This is a genomic window from Cellulomonas sp. P24 (assembly GCF_024704385.1).
Taxonomy (GTDB): domain Bacteria; phylum Actinomycetota; class Actinomycetes; order Actinomycetales; family Cellulomonadaceae; genus JAJDFX01.
On record NZ_JAJDFX010000002.1, the window covers coordinates 4353986 to 4375029 of the forward strand.

Sequence of the window (21044 nt, forward strand, 5' to 3'; positions counted from 1 at the left end):
TGCCTGCCGCAACCGCGGGCATGGGCTCTGTCGTGCGTGGGCGACGTCGCAGAGCGCCTCGTCGCGCACGGAGGACGCCGACCGCCGTGGGGGCCGGTCACGTAGCCGGTGAGCGCATCGGGGTCGGGGAGTGTGGTGGTTCGGCAACGAGCAGGTAGCCGGTCCCGCAGTCGAACCCGACACCGGCCGGCTCCCGGCCGGTGGCGCTGATGGCGAACCCGACAGCCAGGTGCAGCGCCAGGGACGTGGGACTGGCGCCACTCACCACGCTTCGCAACCGATGGCCGTTCTCCCACAGGTGGTCTCTGAGGGGCGTGAGGATGCGTGCCTCACCCGGCGGCAGCCCAGGTCCGGGATCCACCCTGCCGTCCCCACGCGCGCCGAGGCCCGGTGGGGCTCTCCCCCACCGGGCCTCGGCGTTGTCGTGCAGGTGTGTCAGGACCTCAGGTCCGCAAGGTGATCAGCTCTGGCCGAAGACCGACTTGACGAACTTGTACGAGTTGTCCTCCTGGAACTGGTACACACCGATGTAGGCGGACGACGGGTCGTTCTTGGCGTTGAACGGGCCGACGCCTGCCTGACCCACGTACTTGATGTCCTTGCCTGCATCGAGGAGCGCGACGCAGTCCTTGAACGACTTGCACTCGGTCCCGCCGTCGGCACCGGAGACCGCGGCCATGTTGGCCTGGATCGTGACGCCGTCGGTGCCCTTGCCCTTGACCGCTGCGAGGGCCGCGAGGGTCACCGCGTCGTAGTTCTCCGGGGCGTAGGAGTAGTCCGTGAGGGTCGAGTCCATGCTCTTGAGGCGAGCCTGGAACTCGGTGGTCGGGAACGCACCCGGGATGGTGCCCTGGGCGCCCTTGAGGGTGCCGGCCGGGAAGTCCTTCGAGTAGTTCGAGGTGTTCCCGTCGACGAGGTACAGCTTCGACGCGTCGAAGCCCTTGGCGACGAGGTCAGGGATGATCTGCTTCGTCTGGTCGAACGCGATGATCGCGATGGCGTCCGGCTTGGTGTCCAGCACCGCGGTCACGTCGTTCTTGAAGTCGCTCGCGGCCGGGTCGAACTCCTGGCCCTTCTTGCCGTACGTGACCGTCACGCCGGCGGCCTCGACCGTCTTCTCGACGACGTCGCGCAGCGACGTGCCGTAGTCGTCGTTGAAGACGAGGATCCCGAGCTTCTTGATGCCGTCGTTGACGATCAGGTTGCCGAGGGCCGAACCCTGGACGGTGTCCGGCGGCGCCGTCCGGAAGTAGAACGGCGAGTACCCGCTGAGCTTCGTCGACGTGTTGGCGCCCGAGATCTCGACGATCTTGGCCGCGGCGACGTCATCCACCACGTTCAGCGTCACGGCTGATGAGGCCGCACCGATGATGACCTGCGCCTTCTTCGAGATCAGGTCGGCGATCGACTGCGTCGCGACCTCGGCGTGGTCGGCGTCGGACGAGTCGGCGTGCTCGACGACGACCGGCTTCCCCATGACCCCGCCGGCGTCGTTGATGTCCTTGATCGCCAAGTTGACGCCGGCGATCTCGGGCGGGCCGAGGAACGCGAGCGAGCCGGTCTGCGGAAGGAGCGTGCCGATGACGAGAGCGTCGCCGCTACCGGCTGCGGCACTGCCCCCGCTGGAGGGTGAGGTGGTCGAGCTGCTGCTCGAGCAGGCGCTCAGTGCCAGGGCGAGGGCACCGACGAGTGCAGCGCCGCGCGCCGCGTGAGTGGTACGAATCATGCGTGGGTACTCCTTATGTATGAGTACGACGACCCCATGGGCAGTGAGACGCCCCACAGGGGTGGAATGCATGCAACGTACCGACGATTTATGTCATCTGTGTGACAGGCAAGAGTCAGGCTCAGGTCGTTGTCAATCCGTGACAATGTCGCAACGTGAGACGACCTGTCCCGATGGTCGGTCAGGCGGAGCCGCCACCGACCTGCTCGATGACGGCGTCCGCCACCTCGCGCATCGTGAGACGACGATCCATCGACGTCTTCTGGATCCAACGGAACGACTCGGGCTCGCTGAGCCCCATCTTCGTCATCAGCAGGCCCTTGGCACGGTCCACCCGCTTGCGCGTCTCGAAGCGCTCGGCGAGGTCGGCGACCTCGGACTCGAGCGCCGAGATCTGCGCGTACCGCGAGATCGCGATCTCCACGGCCGGCAGGAGGTCCGCCGGGCTGAACGGCTTGACCACGTAGGCCATCGCGCCGGCGTCGCGCGCCCGCTCGACGAGCTCGCGCTGCGAGAACGCCGTCAGCAGGACGACCGGCGCGAGATGCGCCTTGCCGATCCGCTCCGCGGCCGAGATGCCGTCGAGCAGGGGCATCTTGACGTCCATGACGACGACGTCCGGCTTGAGCTCGGTGGTCAGCGCGACGGCCTGCTCGCCGTCACCCGCCTCACCGACGACATCGAAGCCCGCATCGCGCAGCGTCTCGACCACGTCCATGCGGATGAGGGCCTCGTCCTCGGCCACGACGGCACGCCGTGCCGGTCGCCCGGCCGGCGCGTCCTGCTGGACGGCCACGGTGGTGGGGAGGTCAAGGAGCTCCGGCTGGGAGCCGGCGGCGGGAGTCACATCGCTGTCTGTCACGGCGCACAGCCTAGTGCCGAGTTCCCACGGACGGGAGTCGCCGCGTCGATCGGCGCTGACCAGGGACGATGGCGCCGCGGGAAGCCGCTGGGTTGCACACCCCGAACGAGACACGCGTCACAGGGTCGGCAGCGACTAGAGTACGGAGGCGCACCAGGCCCCGATAGCCCAACCGGCAGAGGCGTTCGGCTCAAACCCGATCCAGTGTGGGTTCGAATCCCACTCGGGGCACCCTGGTGACCTGCGAAAACGCAGCGGCGTGGAATATGCGTGGAATAAGGCACGGTGCGCATCCCCGCTGAACTGCGCTGAACCGTGTCCCTCGAGGCCTCACGCACTGGTGCGTCGGGGGCGTCCGGGGCGGTTGGCGAGGCCCCCCCCCGTCCGCTCCGTCTCGGTTGTGATCACCCAACGGCTCAGCGGAACGCGACACCGGTGACCGGGTGCAGGACATGCTCAAGGTCACTGCGCCTCACCCGCACGATGCGGTGGCCAACGCGGACGGCGGGCAACTCCCCGTCCGCGATCAATCGCCGGACGAAACGGTCCGTCACGTGCAGCTCGTCAGCAACCTCACCGACGGAGAGGAAGTCACGCGACGGGTCGGGCGTGGGCTGCATCAACATCCGTTCACCTCCGGTCAAGTCCGTGCGCCTCGGCGGCGCCCGCCAGCTCCCTGGTCATCTGGGAGCATCGCGGTTCACCCCCGCAGGCATCGGAAGCTCCACCGGCGGTCACTAACCTCGCCCTTTCATGGCGGTAGCGTGCCGGAGATGTGAAAAGTGCCCCTGAACTGGGGAGGCTAAGGTGCGCTCGTGCACTGCCGATTCATCTGGCGTGCCACATCGCGCGCTCGACACCACCCGCCATCGAAAGGGCATCATGACCACCGCGACATCCGCGACCGACCCTGCCGATGCGCCGACATCCGCAACCCGGCGTCTGTCGCGGCGCACCGCGGGACGGGTTACCGGTGTTCTTCGGCGACCGCCAGTCATGATCGGGTTGGTCGCTGTGCTCCTGCTGAGTGCCACTGGTGGCGCGTGGGCCATCATCGACGCCCGCAAACTCACCGTCCCACACCTGGTCGGTCTTCCACTGTCGAATATGGACCAGGCGTTCGACGGTCTTGACCTTAAACCGGTCCGGCAGGGCGACCTGCCCGACAAAGCGCTCCTGACGTTCACCACTGTCACAGGGCAGACGCCCCCGGCCGGTTCCCGTGTCTTTCCGGGCCGGGAGGTCGCGTACACATTCAAGTTGTCGAGCGTCGACATCCCGGATGTCACAGGTGACACGCTCGCTGCCAGCCTCGAGAAGCTGCGTAAGGAGGGCCTGACCGGTGAAGCGACAAGCGCCCAGATCCCTATCGTTGCCGACACCGATACCAGTGGCGCTGGTCTGCAGGCCACAACCGACCCCGCCATGATCAGAGCGGCGGTCAGCGGTCTCGGTCTGACGGGCGACATCGACGTCAGCGGTGCGCCGTTCGTCTTGCACGGGACAGCGAGTGACGACTGGACCGTCGTCGCGACGAGGCCCGCCCCGGGCAAATCGACCAAGGCTGGGTCGACGGTAGAACTGACTGTGGTCCTGCCGTTGGGAGAGATGCCCAACGTCGTCGGGAAAACGTACCGCGACGCATCAACGATGCTGTCCATCGCTGGTGCGAAAGCAACGCTGGACGGGACACCGCTCTACGAGGGTGTTGTCCCGGACGGGTTCCCGTTCGACGTCAAAGAGCTCGCGTACTCCTGGTGGGGCGGCGCGGAGAAGGGCATGATCGCAGCGGTAGTGGGCACACCCGACGGTTGGCCTGTTCGCTCACAGTCCGTCCCGCCCGGAACCGTGATCACGCGAGGGAGAACCACTGCATCCCTGGTTGTCGAATGGCCGACGACAACGGTCCCGAACATCGTGGGCATGAGCAAGCCTGACGCCCAGAAAGCTCTCAACGACGCCGGGTTGGCCGGCCACGACATCTACGGTGACGGGATCACACGGGCACAGTCTGTCGATGCCGGGACGGTCTTGCCGATGGGCGCGAAGGTTGACGCTGCCGTGACGCACGAGGTCACGTTCAGAGTCACGGCAACGTCAGGCAGGGCGACGATTTCGTGGGCGGCACCAGGGTCGTTCTCCATCGCGCAAGCGGGCGGCGCGACACTTCCGTGGTCTAGGTCCTGGTACCCGGGCGCTGCGCCGGACCGATACGACCGCGGCAACTTCAACGCGCAGTTGTCCGGGTCCGGGTCGATCACGTGCGAGATCGTCATTGACGGTCAGATCGTCGTGACACAGACGTCCACTGGTGCCTACGCCGTCGTGTCCTGCGGCTAGCAACCCGGCCGCCTGCGCTCGACCACCCCAAGCCCGCCCGGTGTGACCGGCCGGGTCATCCAGGCCCAACGCGCGCCGAGCCGCTATCGTCGCCGGACGTCCTGGGCGGCCAACCAGACGCCCAGGACGGGCCAGCGGATGTCTCGGATCGCCACGAGGACGTCTCGACCAGCCCACGCCTGCGCCGCGGTCTGGATGATCTGCAGGCCGTCACGCTCCCAGACGATCCACGCAGTGACGTCGATGGGGGGCTTGGCGGCAATCTGCCTCCCGCTCGCCGGGATCGGCCGAGCATTGAGGATTGCCTGCTCGTGGTGCTTGTGGACGTCCGGGCCCAACACTTGCTGGCTACGGAGGTACGCGCCAAGGTCCTCGTCCATATCGAACAAGTGTACGAGTCTGACCGGCAGTCAAGACCTTCCCTGGCGCACCCCCCGTCAGGACGCTTCTTGATGCTGACCGCCGTCAGCTCCCCCACCCGTTGCGGCACTGGCGAACTCGAGAGCGTACGAAGGGACCGTCGGGCCGCGTCCATTGGAGCGTCTGTTGCTCAATGGCCGAGCCCCACCCCTTCGGTGCCGGGTCGCTCGGTGTACGCGACGGTGTTCGCTCGCTCTGCATACATGCGGCCCGCGAGGGGCGCGGCCTTCGCGGGACTGGCACCCGCGGGGCCGGCCTCGGCGTGGCCCGGCACGGTCTGGAGAATCCGCTGCGTCGCGCTGCGTCGGGCACTCTCGTGCAGCTCGTCGAGCAGTGGGTCCCACTCCCCGACGTGTCGATCGGTGGGTCGACAAACTCGACAGCGATGGTCACGCCGCGTGCGGAGAGCGACTCGCGGATGCCGTCGGCGTAGGCGGCACGGTAGGCGGCCTTGTCGTGCTCCCACAGATCGTCGACGGCGTCGCACGCGGCCAGCGCCTTGGCATGCGCGTCCACCACCGGGCCACCGGAGATCTGGGCGCGCTCAGTGACCGCTGTCACGATCACCCACGCTTCGACCGCAAGCTGTGCGGCACGCTCACGCTCCAGCTCGCCCGCGCCGCCCTCGCCGAGCAGTTCGACGGTTCGCGAACGGATTTCCGCGATCCTCGTCTTCTCCTCGGGCGTGGCGGAGTCCATGATCATCGTCTCGTGAGCGTGGTTCTCGCGCCGGGCGGCGGCGTCCGCAGCGTCCTCGTACTGCTGCTCCAGGCCGAGGTCGGCGAGCTCGGACTCGGTGTCGAGGACGAGTCTCAGGGGTTCGGTGCGCCAGCGCAGCAGGTCCTCGATGCTGTCGCCGGCGGTGCTCAGAACAATCTGGCGGACGTAGTCCGCCTCCCACGAGTTCGGCCGCCCGGAGAGCAGGGTCTCCACGCCACCGACGTTGGCCGCCGCGGATGTCAGGACTTGGCAGGCGATCTCTGCGAAGTCGACCGGCTCGGCGTGCTCATGCGCAGTGCCTGCTCCCACGGTGCGCCGGCTCCGGGCGATGGCGGTGAAGGCAACAACCGCAGCGTCGATCAGTTCGGTATCCGTAGGCATCGCAATTCCTCTCGGTTGTTCATCTCCGAAGGCGTCCGGGCGTCGTCTCGTGCTCCGGCATCGGGCGTTTCGACAGGTCGTCTGGCCACGAGGCGGCCTGGCCTCCCGTCGGCGCTTCGAAGAGCACGGCCGTCACCGCTCGCAGCCGTAGGCCGGTCCGGGCGCCGGCGGGAGGCTCACCGCGCGCTCCTCGTGAGCGCGCCCGGTCAGCTGCGGTCCAGCTGGGCTGATCTCGCGGTTTGCGCCCAGGAATGCGCCAGCCGAGTCGACCAGGGCGGCCGCCGCGATGACGTCGACACTGCGCTCGACCAGCGACTCGCGGAGCGCTTCAGGGAGGGTCACTGGACTGTTGGCGTGCAGGTCCCGGGGGTCGACCCATGCCGCGTCGTCGGGCTGGGCGCGCAAGCGTGCGCATGCGGCCTGCACACCGCGGGCGGGGGCGGTCAGCTCGGGATCGGTGACCACGTCACGCACGACGTAACCAAGGTCGACCGCGGCGACCAGGCCCCGGCGCACCTCCAGGCTCGCTGCTGGCAGGTCGGCGCGCTGCGCCATGGTCGTCGGGCCTGCATGCCCGCCGAGGTCGGCGGTGATCTCCCGCAGGGACGCGCGCAGCTCGGCGCCAGAGCGCAGGAGGTCGGGGTCGACCCTGCGGGCGCGTCCGGCGATCTGCTCAAGGTCGCCTCCCAGCCGCGCCCAGGCATCGTCGAGCGAACCGAGCGCCGGCTGCATGCGCTGCGCGTGCTGGTCGGCGTCGACGGCGCCAAGCTGCGCGGCCGCGGCGACGATCCTTCCGCCGGTCACGGTGAGGTCCCGTTCGACCTTGACCGTGAAGAGCAGGTGCGCTGCGGTCGGCGATGCCGCCAGCGTCCGACGGGCCTGGACGTCCCAGCGGGCGACGGCTAGTTCCAGGCGCGCCGGCTCGACGGGGTCGCGATGCTGCCCCGTCAGTCCGGCCGGCCAGCGACCCTGCAGATACGACGCCGCCAACTGTTCGGCGGTGCCGACGCGCACCATGAGGTTGAGCGACTGGTCTGCCGACTGCCCCGGGCTGAGCCGGTGCTTGGCGTCGAGCACGCGGCGCATGTCCCGGTTGTACTGCCACAGCGCCTGGCCGACGCCGTGGGACGCGACGTACACGACGTGCATGATCCGGGTCCGGGCGGCCTCGGAGTCCAGGTGTCCCGGCTCGCTGAGCGGCGCGGTCGGGTGCCGGCGGACGGCGATCATCTCGGTCGCCCGGGACAGGTTCTCCACGACCCGCTCCAAGTGCGGGTCGCCTTCGCCGGTGCCCGGCCAGCCGGTGCGACGCTGGTTGAGGTGCATCCCCAGGGTCAGCTTGTGGATCCGCTCCATGCTCAGGTTGCCGGTGCGGTCCGGGAACGAGGACCACAGGTCAGCTGCCGCCTCAACGACCTCGCCCCACGACCGCGCTTTGGCCTTGGCGGTGTCCGGCGGTGCGTCCCACAACAGTTCGCGCGCGGCGACGTCGGCGTCCAGCAGCAGGTCCCCGACCGTCCACTGGTCGTCCCCCTCCGGCAGTCTCGAGGTATGCGACGGGCCGGACATCGCCGTCACGAGAGAGCCTCTGCCTCAGCGACCAAGACGTCGAGCTCGGCGATGACCGCCGCGCCACCGGCGGGGAACGCTGCGGCCGGGTGCGTACGAGCGGCGCGTCGGGCCGCCCGGATGAGGTCAACCAGAGTTGAGGACGCGGCGACGTCTAGCAAGACATCCTCGAGGTCGCCGTCGGCGTCGATGGGCAGCAACGCGACGGCTCTCGACGCGACGATCTGGGCACCCAGGGCCAGGGAGTGGAGCTCAGCATCGACTGCGCCCCTCGTCTGCGGGCCGTCTGACGCGGCCGTCAGGAGCGCGACGATCTGCATCCACGTGGTCGTCGGATCGACGGTGTTCGACTCGTTCATCGTCCTGCTCCTTCCTCTGGGTGGGTCGCTCCTATGGGGCCACGCCTGGCCGTTCGCGTGGGGTCGATGGGGCTGGTTGTGGATGACGGGGTCGTGTGGGTGGCGCGGTGGACAGTTGCTTCACAGGCCGAAGGCCGGCCGACGGCGCGTGGGTGGTCAGCTGGGATCGACGGGCGTCGTCTCGCACTCGTGCGGATGGAGGCACCAACCATGCCGATGTGGATGGTGAAGACGCTGGCGGTCGGTCCCGGGGTGGTCGTCAGCGTTGTCGCGGTCGCACTCACGCTCGCCGCCGAACCTGCGCCGGCCGTAGCAGGCGCGACGGTAGTGCTGGCGGTGTTCCTCTGGGCGGCTGGCCACGGCGCATGGGAGGGGCCCGCGGCTGCGGTCGTGCGGGGCGCCCGCCGGCTGCGGCCGTCCGAGCGCGACGAACTGGCGGCGGTGCTGACCCAACTGTGCCGCGTCGGGCTGGGACCGCCGCTGGTGGAGCTCCGCGTGAAGCGGTCTCGGGTGATCGGGGCCGTCGGCGCCGGTCGACGGACCGTCGTCGTGTCTACAGGACTGATCGAGGCCGTGGTTCGCGGCGATCTGCCGAACCGTCAGGCGGCCGCGGTGGTGGCGCACGCCGCCGTCCTAGTCCGCGAAGGGCTGACGCGCGCGGATCTGCTCATCGGCTGCGTGTCGGCGCCGTGGCGAGCGACGCGGGCCGCCGTCCACCGAATCTGCGGTTGGGCACGCGAGGTGCCGTTGACCCAGGCCGCGTGGCGGCTGCGAGTCGTCGTCGTGGCCGTGGCCGTCGTGCAGGCGGTCCAGGGTGGGCGGGTGGGGTTCGCGGTCACGATCGCCGCGATCGGAGCGTTCAGCTACGCGCTGCCGGTGTGGGAGCGCCGGTGGCACGACGTGCTCGTCCGGGCCGGCGACGGGGGCGTGGCGCGTGCTGGCTTCGGTGACGACCTCGTCGCGTTCCTGCGCACGTGCCCGAGAACCGACGCCACGGGGGCACGCCTTCGAGCACTGGTCCCGTCCGGCACGCAGCGACCGGCGTTGGGCCTGGCGACGCGCTGACGATGGTCGAGGCAGCCGGTCGAGCAGTCGACCAGGACAGCGGCGACAATCAGCGTGACACGCCGATCGCACCGGCCGGATTGCTTGCTGGCCGACGACCCTGCTGCTCGGCCCGCAGCCGCTGCGCCACGGGGTCGGGCGTGACCGAAAGTGCCCGCCGTTGGTCAGCCGCGAGCTCGGCGGCCAACCGCCCTGCAGCCTGCGCGCTCAACCGCACCTGCCCAATGCTGCTCAGGTCTACCAACAGGCCGCGGCCCTGCTCCTCCGGCGTGGCGGCGTCCTGCGACGTCGCGGCCAGATTCCGCGCGGCCTGCCCGCTCAGCTCGTCCACCATCGCGCACAGCCGCTCGAGCAGGCGCAAGTCTTCCCCCGCCCGATCGATGGACCCGCGCGCGACGTCGTCGGCGACGTCACCGATCGCTTGCTGTGCAGCGCGCAAGTAGGTGCGCGCGCGCTCCAGGCTGACCGAGGCCGGCCGCAGGTGCTGCGACCCGGAGCGCCGGGCGAGGGCCTTGTCGCCAGCCGCGGAGGGTGTGGTCAACGTCGGGTCGACCTTGTCGAGGTGAAGCCTGGCCCGATCCAGGTAGGCGTCCGCGACGACCAGTCCGTCCTCTATGAGCATCGGTCCTCCCTGGCCTTCACGCAGGACGCCCTCGGCACCTGCCTTCCCAAGGCGGCGACGACGTGGGGGGTGGTCACGGGCTGGCCCCGACGGCGAACCCACTGCCGGCGTCGAACACGATGCACCGATACGCTGCCCAGGTGGCCGCGAGCGAGACCCGGTGGCTAGGCAGCGCAACCACCCGGTAGCCGATGTGCGTGCCCGTAGCCGCTGCGCCGACCGCGGCGCTCCGCCTCTGGCGTTCTCACCGCACCAGCGCCCTACGGTGGTCTCGTTGTGGTGCGTGAGCCCGACCGGCCGCGCTGGACGCCGACGAAGGAGCAGGGCAATGGAGCGTCTTGCGTGGAAACCGCTCGTCGAGGGCGATCGTGTCGCGGTGCTCTCGCCGTCGTTCGCCGCTCCAGGCTTCGCGCCGGTTGTGCATGAGCAGGCCATGAGACGACTGGTGGAGGCGACCGGTCTACTCCCGGTCGAGTACCCCACGACCCGGCAGCTGGGGGCTTCGGCCCAGGACCGTGCCCGGGACCTCAACGCGGCGTTCGCTGACCCGAGCATCCGGGCGGTGCTGGCCACGATCGGTGGTGACGACCAGATCACGGTCGTGCCGCACTTGAACGCGGACCTGGTCAGGGGTGACCCCAAGCCCTTCGTCGGCTACAGCGACAACACCAACATCTTGAGCTGGCTCTGGGGGCTCGGCGCGCCTGGGTTCTACGGCGGTTCCACCCAGGTCCATCTCGGTCCTGGTCCCAGGATCGATGACATCCACGTCGCCTCGCTACGCGCGGCACTGCTCACCGGGCAGGTGCTGCAGGTCACCGACCCGGGGCTGTCGGAGGACTTCGGGGTGGACTGGCTCGACCCGCGAGCTCTGACGCACTTCGGTGACCGCGAGCCGACCCAACCGTGGACCTGGGCCGGCCCGCGGAGGACCATCTCCGGACGAACCTGGGGCGGGTGCCTGGAAGTCATCGACCAGATGGCCCTGGCTGACCGGCTACCCCCTGTCCGCGACCTGGCCGGGGCCGTTCTTCTCCTGGAGACCAGTGAGGTGCTGCCTCCTGCGGACTGGGTCACCCGGTGGGTTCGCGGCCTGGGTGAGCGGGGTGTGCTCGGCGCGGTCGCCGGCGTGCTGGTTGCCCGCCCACCGGTCAGCGATCACGGTCACGTCCCCGACGCTGCCGAACGCGATCGGCGTCGCGCGGCCCAGCGCGACGCCGTCCTGGAGCAGATGGACCACTACAACCCCGACGCCGTCGTAGTGATCGGCCTCCCGTTCGGCCACACGCGCCCCCAGTGGGTCCTTCCCTACGGCGGCACGGCCACCCTCGACGGCGAGGAACGGACCATCTGGGCCCACTACGACCAGCCGTGACCGGTCGCGGCTGCACCAGCGGTGAGGCAGCGGGGGCTCGGCATGCGAGGCGAAGGGCCGGTCAGCCGCTGTGTGGGCGGCTACGCTCGCCCGGATCTGCCGCGTTGAGGGCGGCCGCGCTCGCCCGAGCCGCGCAAGCCATGAGAGAGCCACACGACCAGTCGTGGGCAGCCGATGTGGGAGCGCCGACCCGGGCACCTGGACCGAGCCTTGCCAAGCACCGGTCCTGGGTCAATGGAACAAGTAGCCGCTATCCGGGCGCTACGCGCTGCATACATACATCGCGGGTATACCCGTGGTGTACTACCACTCATGACGGTACCGATGGCTCTCCTTGCTCTGCTTGATGGGCGCCCGTCTCACGGGTTCGTGCTCAAGCGTCGCTACGACGACCTGCTCGGCCACGACCGTGAGCTGCGGTTCGGGCAGGTGTACGCCACGCTCGCTCGCCTCGAGCGTGATGGTCTGGCCGGCGGGGTTGGGCTCCAGCCCGGGGGGGGGGCAGACCGGAAGGTGTACGCGATCACCGACGGCGGGGTGGCGGAGCTGGACCGGTGGCTGGCCTCACCGCAGCTTCCGGGCGGGCGACCCGCGGAACTGTTCACCAAGGTGGTCTTGGCGTTGGTCGCGCATCGGCCGGCCGGCGACGTGCTCGACGCCCAGCGCGCGGTCTACCTGGCCCGGATGCGTGAGCTCACCGGGCAGCGCGCCTCGGGGGATGCGGTGGACCGGCTCGCTCGCGATTTCGAGATGGTGCATCTGGACGCGGACCTGAGGTGGATCGAGTTGGCTGTGGCGCGCCTTGCCGACGTGCAGCGTGGGGTCGATGCCGTGCTCGGAGGCGGGCCCGATGAGTGAGGTGGTGCTGCGGGGCAGGGGGATGCAGCACTCCTACGGCACCCATGAGGTGCTCGGTGGGGTGGACCTGGAGGTGCGGGCGGGTGAGGTTGTCGCATTGATGGGCCCGTCCGGGTCGGGCAAGTCCACCCTGCTGCACCTGCTCGCGGGGCTGTTGCGCCCGGGCGCGGGCGAGGTCGAGCTGAGCGGGCGCCGCATCGACAACCTCCCTGATCGGGAGCGCTCGCGGATCCGGCTGCGTGAGCTGGGGTTCGTGTTCCAGTTCGGCGATCTGGTGCCTGAGCTGACGGTGGTGGAGAACGTCGAGCTGCCGCTGCGTCTGCTGCGTACGGGGCGCCGGGAAGCGCGGCGCAGGGCGCTGGAGCTGCTGGACCTGCTCGACGTCGCCGACCTCGCCGACCGCCGTTTGCACGAGGTCTCCGGCGGCCAGTCTCAACGCGCCGCGGTGGCGCGCGCCTTGGTGGGCTCACCGGTCGCGGTTCTGGCGGACGAGCCGACCGGAGCCCTGGACACGATCGCGGGGGAACGGGTGCTCGAGGCGCTGGTCGGCGCAGCACACCACACTGGTGCGGCCGTCCTGCTCGTCACCCATGAAGCTACCGTCGCTTCCTGGGCCAGCCGAGACATCCAGCTGCGCGACGGCCGGGTCGCCGATCCCCACCCCAGCGCAACCGGACCGGCGTCGTGACCGCGCTGGTCATCCTCGGTGCCCGACTGGCGCGGGCCGGTGGCCGGTTGCGTCTATGGTCGGTCATCGGCGGGTGCGCGATCGCCGTCGCGATCCTGGCCACGGCATGGGCCCTGCCCGACGCCCTGTACCCAGTCACCGGCCCGATGACCGTCGACGCGCGCCGCGCACCGCTGGTCACCCTGCTCGAAGGCCTCACCGTCCCTGTCCTCGCCCTCGTCCTGACCGTCGCACGGCTCTCCTCACAGGTCCGTGACCGGCGCCTGGCCTCCCTACGCCTGCTCGGGGTCTCCCGCACCCACGCGGGCGTGGTCGGAGCCGTCGAGAATCTCGTCCCCGCCCTCGCCGGAGCGGGCCTGGGCGTCGGCGGGTACCTCGCCCTGCGCGCCGCCATGGCCCAGCTGATCGGAGACCAACTCCACGCCCCGATCGCCCTGCCCCTCCCGCAGCTCGCCCTGGTCGCGACCGCAGTGGTCGCGTTCTCGGTCGCCCTTGCGCTCGCCCCGCTGCGCCGGATCGGGCGCCCGCGTGACGGGCATGCGGACTCCGTGATCCGCCAACCATCGCTGTGGCGACTCGCGCCACTGGCCGCATCGGTCGCGGCGTTCGTCGGGCTCCTCTCGCTGCCCGCCGGCGGCTACGGCGCGCTGGTCACACCCCTGTTCCTGACCGGCATCCTTTCCGGAGCGCTCGGAATCGCGCTCGCGGCGCCGGTGGTGACCTTCGTGGCTGCGTCCGGCCTCGTTCGAAGCGGGCGGGTCACCGGCGTGCTCGCTGGCCGTGGGATCCAGACCCAGTCCGCGCCGATCGGGCGACGGGTCGTCGCCCTAGGCTTGGCGGTCTACATCGTCGTCGGCGGGGCCGGCCTGCTCGGCGTCTACGAGAACACGCTCTACCTCAAGGCCGCCATCCACCAGATCGAGGTCGGACCCCAAGAGATCGGCATCTCGACGTCCGGACCCCTTACCGGCACGTTGGCGGCGGACCTCGGCCGCGTCGCAGGGGTGCGAGCTGTCGTCCCGGGCTACCCGATCGACGACAGCAGGTGCAGTGTTGGAACCGTTGACGGTGGGTGCGCCAGCGTGTTCGTCGGCACCTGCGACGGCCTATCGGCACTGATGGTCGTGACCGGCTGCCGGGACGACCAGCCCGCGTGGATTGCCGCCGACCTTCGCGCCTACAAGGACAACGTGACGGCCGTGGACAGCATCAACGTCACCGTCGACGACGGCCGAGACAGGCCTACCCACACCGTCGAGCTCGCCGCCACCTTCACCCAGAACGTCCCAGCAACAACCCGGGAGTGGGTCTGGCCCGGCAGAGCGGACGTCTTCATCCCAGCGAGCCTTGCCGAGAGCTGGGGCGTGGCACCCACAGGGGCGGCCGTGATCGCCGATGCCGGTGCGCAGATCCGGGTCCAAGTCGAGCAGGTGGCGCAGCGCCATAGTGCCCAGTCATTCAGCCTGGAGCTCCGTGACTACGACCAGGTCGTCTCCATCCGTACCGCCGCCTGGACCGTCATGTCCCTCGCCATCGGCGTCGCGCTTCTCACCTACGCCCTGTCCACGATCGACCGCGCCCTCGAGACCCGCCGCGCCCGCGCTCGCCTGGTTTCGCTCGGCGTTCCGGCGCGGCTACTGCGTAGGGTTGGGAGCGTCCAGAACGCGATCCCGCTCGTGTCGAATATCGTCCTCGCCGCAGGGCTGGGTCTGGTCACGACCCTCGCGCTGTCGCACAACGCCGACCAACCGTTCGCGATCGCTCCCGGCGTGGCGGTCACCCTGTTCGGTGGGGTGGTCCTCGGCGCGGCGCTGGTCTCCGCGGCGACGATGCCGCTCACCCGAGGACGCACACGAGCCAGCGACCTCCGTGAGGAGTAGAACGTCGTCCGGGCGATCTATACGTCGGCGACATCGCCCCGCGCACAGCCGCCGTCAGCGTGCGTTCGGGTCGCTGCCCTGAAGGCGCACGAGACCGAGGCCATCACCCGGAACACAGGCGTACAGGACGAACGTCCGGTTGGTCTTCTGCGTCTGGGCCCAGGCGAGCACCTCCATGACGTCGGCGTCGAGCACCTCGTACTCGTCCTGCGCCCCGTTGGCGTCATGGAAGTAGACCCGATAGCTCGGTTGCTCGAGTTCCCACGTCTGGTCCCGCGGATCGACTGCCCTGATGGCCACCCGGCTGAGCGTGTCAGACGAACCAGTCGTGTGTCCGCTTCTGCCGCGGTCCGGGCGCGTCTGCCGATGTGCGGGCGGCGCGACGCTCGCCAGGCGCCTCACGCGGACCGACGCGTTGCCGAGCAAGTCGACCGCCCGGCGGGACGTCACCCTGGGACCTGGGTGCGGATCCGTGGCACCGGTCAGCGTTGCTTGAAGTGAACCCCTGAGTATTGCCAGGGGGTCGGTCCGCCGTCGTTGGCGGTTCGGTGTCCCCCGCTTGCCGACGCGCCCGCCGGATCGAACCATGACGGCGGGTGGGCGCAGGTAGCGTTCGTCACGGGGTGGGGTCTGTGCGCGTTGTCCGGGCTTGTCGGACCGTGATGCGGATCACCGCAGAGCAGGGGAGCTTTCGATGCCGGCAGCGCGGCGCGGCGGTGAGTCAGTGCAGTCGGGGAATCGAGGATGACGGTCACGCTCGAAGGTGACAGGGTCGCGCCGCCGTCGCGGCGGGGCACGCCGTGGAGCGGGTGGGGCGCGCGCCTGGGGCGCCTGGTCGCCCGGCTTGGCGCCACGCGGGTGGGGGTCTGGGCGCGGGGGCACCCGTCGTTGACGCTCGGGCTCGGTGCGTTCCTGCTGTATGCCGCGACGTCCCTGGCGCGGTTCGCGCGGATGGCCGCGGGCATCGATCTGGCGATCTTCACCCAGGCCGTGCAGCAGTACGCGCAGGGCCACCTGCCGTGGTCATACCTCAAAGCCGCAGGTGGCTTCGACCTGCTCGGGGACCACTTCTCCCCGGTCGTCGCACTCCTGGCACCGTTCTACCGGCTCTGGCCCGACGCGCGCCTGCTGCTGATCGCCCAGGCAGCCCTCGTCGGGCTCGCCGCGGGGATCGTGACCAGATCCGCGGTGGATGCTCTCGGCAAGCGGACGGGTGCCGCGATCGGGATGGGGTTCGTACTGGCGTGGGGCACCCAGGCGATGGCCCTGTTCGACTTCCACGAGGTCGCATTTGCGTTGCCGTTGCTCGCACTCTGCCTCGCCGAGCTCGTGCGGGGGCACGAGGTGCGGGCGATCGTGTGGGCGTTGCCGCTGATGCTCGTCAAGGAGGACAGCGTCTTCCTGCTCCTGGGGATCGCCCTGTACCTGGCCGCACGGCGCCGCTGGTGGCCGGCCGTCGGGGTGGCCGGGTTCGCGTTGGGGGGCGTTCGCGCTGATCGTCGGGCTCATGATCCCCGCGATGGGGTTCTACGGCAGGTACACGTACTGGTCGTCCTCGGCGGCGGCCGGGGGCGCGTTGACACAGCTGTGGACCAGCATCACGACGGGCAAGGCGATCGTGCTCGTCCTGGTCCTGCTCGCCCCGAGCCTCGGGATCGCCGCACGCTCACCACTCGCCCTGATCGCCCTGCCCTCGCTTGCCTCCCGGCTCACCTCGGCCAACGAGACGTACTGGGGTCCAGGATTGCACTACAACGCGACCGTGACCGTCATCATGGCGTTCGCGACCATCGACGCCGTGCGCCGCATCCGCGCCCGACGGCGGTGGAGCGACCAGTCGGTCGCCCGCGGCGCCTGGGTGCTCGTGGCGGCGGCACTGGTCGCGTCCTGCTGGCTTCCGCTGGGTCACGTCGCGTCCAGTGCGCTGCGCCCGTGCCCGGCCTGTGCCGCCAAGACCTCGGCGCTGAACGCGATCCCGGATCACGTCTCAGTGGCCGCTGACGACACGCTCGTGGCCTACCTCGTCGACCGCGACCACGTCCACGAGCTCAAGCCTGGCCTGTTCGACACCACCGGCGCGCGTGTGTTCCCCGAGTACGTCGCGCTCGACCGAAGCCAGGACGGCATCTGGGCGAGACCGGCACGTCTCGACGGGTGGCGCAACAAGCTCATCCAGCCCGCCGCCAATGGCGGCTCCAGCGCCATCTACCAGTTCGTCTGCGAGTACGTGCTTGAGGACGCCACCTCCGTGCAATACGACGTCATGATCCTCAGGACGCCCTACCCCTCAAGCCCCCGCTGAACTCGCGGCGCCGACACCCAGGCTTCGGCTGGCAACGGACAGTCGAAGGCGCCACCCAGCCGAGAAGGAGAACTGCCAGCCCAGCGAGAGGCAGATCGACGCCAGATGGAACGTCCGGTCGTACCGGTGCGTGTGAGGGGTATGAGCGTGCTTGAGCCGGATGTAGCAGGGCGGCAGTGGCTGCCGCCCGAGGCGGACGACGTCGAGGTCGTCCTCGAGCCGGCCCGCAGCCACGAGCAGGAGTTCGTGGACTTCGTGCGATCGGCGAAGGATCCGCTGTATCGGATGGCCTACCTGCTGTGCGGGGACCCGCACCGGGCCGAGGACCTCGTGCAGCAGACGTTCGAGCGGACGTGGCGGTCGTGGCGGTCTGCTCGCAACGGCGATCCGCTCGTGTGGTCGCGCCGGATCCTGGCGAACCTGCGCATCGACACCTGGCGCAGAACCCGTCGGGAGGTGCTCACCGGCACCGCGCTCGACCTGGCCGACGACGCCCGCGGCGAGCGGACGGTCGACAGCCGCGACGCCGTCGTCCGCGCGCTCCTCGCCCTCCCCGTCAAGCAGCGGCGCATCGTGGTGATGCGCCACCTGCTGGAGCTGAGCGAGGACGAGGTCGCCGCCGAGCTGGGCATCCCGGTCGGCACCGTCAAATCAACGGCGTCCCGGGCACTCGCCCGGCTGCGCGCAACGGTCGGCACGTCGGAGGGGATGGGGTCATGAGCACGGACACGGAACAGTTCGCCGGCAGGCTGCGAGCCGGTCTCGATCTCGACGGACTGCACTCGGGCCTCGAGCCCGTCGCGGTCTTGGCCGGCAGCCGCCGAGCGCGGCGTCGCCGCACCCTGGGACTGACTGCGGGGGGCATTGCGGCCGGAGTCGCCGTGGCCGTCGCTGCCCTGGCGCTGCCGGGCGCCCTGATGTCGTCGCCCACGGTCGCACCCGCGGGGCCCACGGAGGCGCCCGCAGTGTCAGCGGAGAGCGTGGAGACTCTGGCCCCTGGTGTCACGGCGGTCGGTGCGGTCACGGGCGACGGCCCAGCATGGAGCACGGGCCTTGCCGTGCGCACACCGCAGGGCACCGACCCCGTGACCCTCGCCGCCGGGACCGCCGCCGATCTGAGCGAGACGACCGCTGGGACGGGTGTGCAGGTCGATCACGCTCTCCGGATCGTCGTCGGCCCCGCGGACGCGCCCGCCGCCTCGTTCGTGGTCGCGTGGGCCGGTGTCCGCGAGTCACCCGCGCCGACGGCCCCAGCGTCCGGACGGGTCGTGGACCCGTCCGCCGTGACGCTGTACGACGTGGGCGATCCCGGCCTCGACGCTGGTGGGCTGCCCGTCGCCAACCGGGTCATGGCCGGCGTCGTCCCCGCTTGGCTGCCCGGCGCCCACGTCGTGTTCTTCACCTCCGGCGACCTGACTGACCCGTCGGGCACAAAGGTGCACGCCGTGGAGGTGCCGACGTTCGCGGACCCCGGTGGCTCGGGGGCTCGCGTCTACCTCGCCGTCGCCGACGCCCAGGTGCCGGTCGGGCAGCGGGCGCGCGGGATCTTCTACGTGTCCGACGACGGGACGTTCATCGATGCGGACGGCACCTGCGCCGACGCGCGCCAGACGCCGGCATGCGACGGCGCGCGGCCCGACGGCCTCGACCTCAAAGCAGAGCTGCTGTCCGCGATCCGGTGACAACGGCCCTGGGGCACCCCTGGACACTTCTCTTCCGTGAGCGGCCTGGTTGTGTCCATTGATGTCGAGCTCGCGGAGGCCTGCGGGGCGAGGGGATGTCCTCGCTCACCTCAAGGTTCATGCGCGTCCGCGAGGGGAGATGAGGCCCATGCCGGAGCCCGTCCTACATTCAGATGCTCGAATGAATGCCGTCAGCAGCGTCGACGCGATTCAGCGTTTGGACGTGGTCGAGGCGCCGTGTGCGTCGAGTGCGGCGACGGCGAGGATGACGCTGGCGGCCGTCCAGGCCAAGGGTGCGGGGGCGCCGGGAGTGCCGTCGGAGTTGACCTTCTCCGGGAGGCTGCCCCAGCTGGTCCGGTGCGCACTGAGCCAGTCGAGCCAGTGGCCGGCCACGAGTGGGTCGTTGTCGGATGCCGCGGCCAGGGCGACAAGGGCCGTCTCCGGGGTCCAGGAGAGGCCGTCCTGCTTCCAGCCCGCGCCGGGCGCGAGTCCACCGGCCGGCCGCATCGCGTCGACCTGGTAGCGCCGCCATGCGGTCACCACACCAGCCGAGGGCCGGTCTGTGAAGGGTGGCATGAGGAAGCAGATGGCCGCGTCGGTCCCACCGGAGGTCTCATAGCGCTGGTACCCGTTGGGCTGGAAGCCTTGTGCGATGAGGCGCTCGAGTCCGTCAGCTGCTTGATTGGACCGCGCCGCGGCAACGGGGTCGTCCAAAACTGCGTAGAGCCGCGCGCTCGCCCGTAAACCTGCCAGCAGCGGCGCCGCGGTGCCGAGCGTCAGGTTGGCTTCTCGCTGCTCCCAGTAGTCCGAGCTTGCCGGCGGTAGGCGGGATCCGTCGCTGACTTGGTCGAGCGCGAATCCAGTCGCAGACTCCAGGAGACCTTGGAACTGGGCGGCGGTCGCGCGAGGGTCGCTGCTCGACGCGGCGACCTGGTCGAGTGCCCACAGCGCCCAGCCCGCGCCGTCAGCCTGTTGGGAACGTCGATCGGGTGGGTCGTCACGGCCGAGGAGGTACCGGGCCTGGAACCCACCGTCGTCGCCCTGCACGCTCGCGAGGAAGCCCAGGATCTGCTCCGCCTCGTGAGCATGTCCGGTCTTCGCGAGGGCCGCCGCCGCGAACGCGTTGTCGCGCGGCCACGAGAACCCCCAGTTCTCGCCCGCACCTGCGGCGAGCAAACCGACGGGTTCGCTCAGCTGGTGCAGGTCGAGGAGGGCGTAGCGCACCATGTCGGCCCACGGGGTGCCGACACCCGGGATGGTGCCGCTGCTCAGCCAGCGCTGGTCAGCGGTCGGGCCGACCGTGTCGGAGAAGTCGGTGGTGATACGCCACGCCGACGTGGTGACCAGCTCGACGTGATGCGACACGCCGATCGATGTCCCGCCGCGCCGATCAACGATTGACCAGCCAGTAGCGACGCAAGCGGTCACAGCGACAGCCTCCAAGCCGGCAGTCAAACGCATGCGATGTCCCACCAGCGCGCCTCCTGGGTTGGTTCCGTCCGGTTGTCACGGGACTGTGATTCGCTGACGAACGCACCAATCGATCAGGCGCTGACGGGGCGGCTGGAGCCCCGCACCGATCGCGCGCCTCCTAGGCATTGCCGGACAGATTGCGCAGTTGCCGGCGGCCCCATTCCACGCGAGAACAGCAGGGACCGTCGGTCGGCGCGGCAAGCTCAATTGGCTGAGGCGACTACCCGCGGGGCCCGAGCCACCCGGACCGGCCCGGCGACGGCCGCCGGCTGCGCCGCCTGCCGCAGTCGCGCCGCCTCGCGCACGGTGAACAGGTCCGCGCCGCCGCACCACTCGACCGCCTCCGCCAGGGTCAGTCGCTCCTGCTCGGTCATCTGCACCAGCGCCGCCCCGGCGCGCGCCTCGCATGCCGTGACCACCGCGTCCCGCTCGGCCAGCGCCGAGACGACCACCACCCCGAGCGCGTCGCGCCGCCGCTCCTGCTCCACCCTCCGCGCCCGCATCCGCGCTTGCGCATCCAGCGCCGTCCGCCGCGCCCGCTGCCTCGCCGTCTGATCCGCCATCGGGACTCCCCTACTCGTGTGACCTCACCTCCGAAGGCCGACACGAGCCCGCACGCGCTCACCAGCACCAGCCCACGCACCGCCGACGACGTCCCCTCTACGTGACGACGACCGACGACCAGCGACCGCACCGCCCCGACACGACCCGAAGCCACCAAA

General features: G+C 70.1%; 20 protein-coding genes, 1 tRNA gene and 1 pseudogene. 11 read left to right on the forward strand and 11 right to left on the reverse strand.

What is annotated here, in order from left to right:
* Positions 1 to 460: 460 nt before the first annotated feature.
* Both LJB74_RS20305 and LJB74_RS20310 read right to left on the reverse strand, forming a co-directional pair.
* The gene (locus LJB74_RS20305) at positions 461 to 1726 is read right to left on the reverse strand and encodes an ABC transporter substrate-binding protein (RefSeq protein WP_259310210.1); all 1266 of its coding nucleotides are present in this window, start codon (positions 1724 to 1726) and stop codon (positions 461 to 463) included.
* 181 nt (positions 1727 to 1907) lie between these two features.
* On the reverse strand, positions 1908 to 2597 hold the full coding sequence (locus tag LJB74_RS20310) for an ANTAR domain-containing response regulator (RefSeq protein WP_396125244.1): 690 nt from the start codon (positions 2595 to 2597) through the stop codon (positions 1908 to 1910).
* A gap of 148 nt (positions 2598 to 2745) precedes the next feature.
* Between LJB74_RS20310 and LJB74_RS20315 the strand changes: the two genes are divergently transcribed.
* Positions 2746 to 2819: transfer RNA gene (locus tag LJB74_RS20315), tRNA-Leu, on the forward strand.
* Positions 2820 to 3004: 185 nt separating this feature from the next.
* On the opposite strand, the gene LJB74_RS20320 is transcribed toward LJB74_RS20315, so the two are convergent.
* Positions 3005 to 3208, reverse strand: coding sequence for a helix-turn-helix domain-containing protein (locus LJB74_RS20320; protein WP_259310211.1), 204 nt, complete (start codon positions 3206 to 3208; stop codon positions 3005 to 3007).
* Positions 3209 to 3602: 394 nt separating this feature from the next.
* Between LJB74_RS20320 and LJB74_RS20325 the strand changes: the two genes are divergently transcribed.
* The gene (locus LJB74_RS20325) at positions 3603 to 4928 is read left to right on the forward strand and encodes a PASTA domain-containing protein (protein ID WP_259310212.1); all 1326 of its coding nucleotides are present in this window, start codon (positions 3603 to 3605) and stop codon (positions 4926 to 4928) included.
* Between the two features lie 83 nt (positions 4929 to 5011).
* Here LJB74_RS20325 and LJB74_RS20330 read toward each other — a convergent pair whose 3' ends face one another.
* The 4 genes from LJB74_RS20330 to LJB74_RS20345 all read right to left on the reverse strand — a co-directional run bounded on the left by LJB74_RS20330 (position 5012) and on the right by LJB74_RS20345 (position 8377).
* Positions 5012 to 5308 carry a hypothetical protein gene (locus tag LJB74_RS20330; protein ID WP_259310213.1) on the reverse strand — a complete coding sequence of 99 codons (297 nt, stop codon included), beginning with the start codon at positions 5306 to 5308 and terminating at the stop codon, positions 5012 to 5014.
* 85 nt (positions 5309 to 5393) lie between these two features.
* Positions 5394 to 6449, reverse strand: a complete 1056-nt coding sequence (locus LJB74_RS20335) for a hypothetical protein (RefSeq protein WP_259310214.1) — start codon at positions 6447 to 6449, stop codon at positions 5394 to 5396.
* 132 nt (positions 6450 to 6581) lie between these two features.
* Positions 6582 to 8018 (reverse strand): hypothetical protein, encoded by a 1437-nt coding sequence (locus tag LJB74_RS20340; RefSeq protein WP_259310215.1) that lies wholly within the window; start codon positions 8016 to 8018, stop codon positions 6582 to 6584.
* Positions 8019 to 8023: 5 nt separating this feature from the next.
* Entirely contained in the window at positions 8024 to 8377 is a 354-nt protein-coding gene (locus tag LJB74_RS20345; protein ID WP_259310216.1) for a hypothetical protein, read from the reverse strand.
* Between the two features lie 210 nt (positions 8378 to 8587).
* Here LJB74_RS20345 and LJB74_RS20350 point away from each other — a divergent pair, with 210 nt between their 5' ends.
* Entirely contained in the window at positions 8588 to 9442 is an 855-nt protein-coding gene (locus tag LJB74_RS20350; protein ID WP_259310217.1) for a hypothetical protein, read from the forward strand.
* A gap of 49 nt (positions 9443 to 9491) precedes the next feature.
* Here LJB74_RS20350 and LJB74_RS20355 read toward each other — a convergent pair whose 3' ends face one another.
* Complete coding sequence (locus LJB74_RS20355; protein WP_259310218.1) at positions 9492 to 9983, reverse strand: hypothetical protein; 492 nt, start codon at positions 9981 to 9983, stop codon at positions 9492 to 9494.
* 409 nt (positions 9984 to 10392) lie between these two features.
* Between LJB74_RS20355 and LJB74_RS20360 the strand changes: the two genes are divergently transcribed.
* From LJB74_RS20360 to LJB74_RS20375, 4 genes are all read left to right on the forward strand, one after another.
* Positions 10393 to 11439: a S66 peptidase family protein gene (locus tag LJB74_RS20360; RefSeq protein ID WP_259310219.1), complete on the forward strand. Its 1047-nt coding sequence runs from the start codon at positions 10393 to 10395 to the stop codon at positions 11437 to 11439.
* 312 nt (positions 11440 to 11751) lie between these two features.
* On the forward strand, positions 11752 to 12297 hold the full coding sequence (locus tag LJB74_RS20365; protein WP_259310220.1) for a PadR family transcriptional regulator: 546 nt from the start codon (positions 11752 to 11754) through the stop codon (positions 12295 to 12297).
* Entirely contained in the window at positions 12290 to 12985 is a 696-nt protein-coding gene (locus tag LJB74_RS20370; protein WP_259310221.1) for an ABC transporter ATP-binding protein, read from the forward strand. The genes LJB74_RS20365 and LJB74_RS20370 overlap by 8 nt, the downstream gene beginning before the upstream one ends.
* Positions 12982 to 14865, forward strand: a complete 1884-nt coding sequence (locus LJB74_RS20375) for an FtsX-like permease family protein (protein ID WP_259310222.1) — start codon at positions 12982 to 12984, stop codon at positions 14863 to 14865. Before LJB74_RS20370 ends, LJB74_RS20375 begins: the two co-directional genes overlap by 4 nt.
* Before the next feature lie 54 nt (positions 14866 to 14919).
* On the opposite strand, the gene LJB74_RS20380 is transcribed toward LJB74_RS20375, so the two are convergent.
* Complete coding sequence (locus LJB74_RS20380) at positions 14920 to 15165, reverse strand: hypothetical protein (RefSeq protein WP_259310223.1); 246 nt, start codon at positions 15163 to 15165, stop codon at positions 14920 to 14922.
* A gap of 651 nt (positions 15166 to 15816) precedes the next feature.
* Here LJB74_RS20380 and LJB74_RS20975 point away from each other — a divergent pair.
* The 4 genes and pseudogenes from LJB74_RS20975 to LJB74_RS20400 all read left to right on the forward strand — a co-directional run.
* Positions 15817 to 16266: pseudogene (locus tag LJB74_RS20975) on the forward strand (DUF2079 domain-containing protein); the annotation flags it as partial.
* A 106-nt stretch (positions 16267 to 16372) separates the two neighbouring features.
* Entirely contained in the window at positions 16373 to 17167 is a 795-nt protein-coding gene (locus tag LJB74_RS20390) for a DUF2079 domain-containing protein (RefSeq protein ID WP_259310225.1), read from the forward strand.
* A gap of 141 nt (positions 17168 to 17308) precedes the next feature.
* On the forward strand, positions 17309 to 17887 hold the full coding sequence (locus tag LJB74_RS20395; RefSeq protein WP_259306630.1) for a SigE family RNA polymerase sigma factor: 579 nt from the start codon (positions 17309 to 17311) through the stop codon (positions 17885 to 17887).
* A complete protein-coding gene (locus LJB74_RS20400; RefSeq protein WP_259310226.1) occupies positions 17884 to 18849 on the forward strand; it encodes a hypothetical protein in 966 nt (321 codons plus the stop codon). Before LJB74_RS20395 ends, LJB74_RS20400 begins: the two co-directional genes overlap by 4 nt.
* A gap of 210 nt (positions 18850 to 19059) precedes the next feature.
* Here the strand turns inward: LJB74_RS20400 and LJB74_RS20405 are convergent, their stop codons facing one another.
* Together LJB74_RS20405 and LJB74_RS20410 are read right to left on the reverse strand one after the other, a co-directional pair.
* The gene (locus LJB74_RS20405; RefSeq protein ID WP_259306633.1) at positions 19060 to 20214 is read right to left on the reverse strand and encodes a glycoside hydrolase family 15; all 1155 of its coding nucleotides are present in this window, start codon (positions 20212 to 20214) and stop codon (positions 19060 to 19062) included.
* 311 nt (positions 20215 to 20525) lie between these two features.
* Entirely contained in the window at positions 20526 to 20885 is a 360-nt protein-coding gene (locus tag LJB74_RS20410; protein WP_259306634.1) for a hypothetical protein, read from the reverse strand.
* Positions 20886 to 21044: the final 159 nt, after the last annotated feature.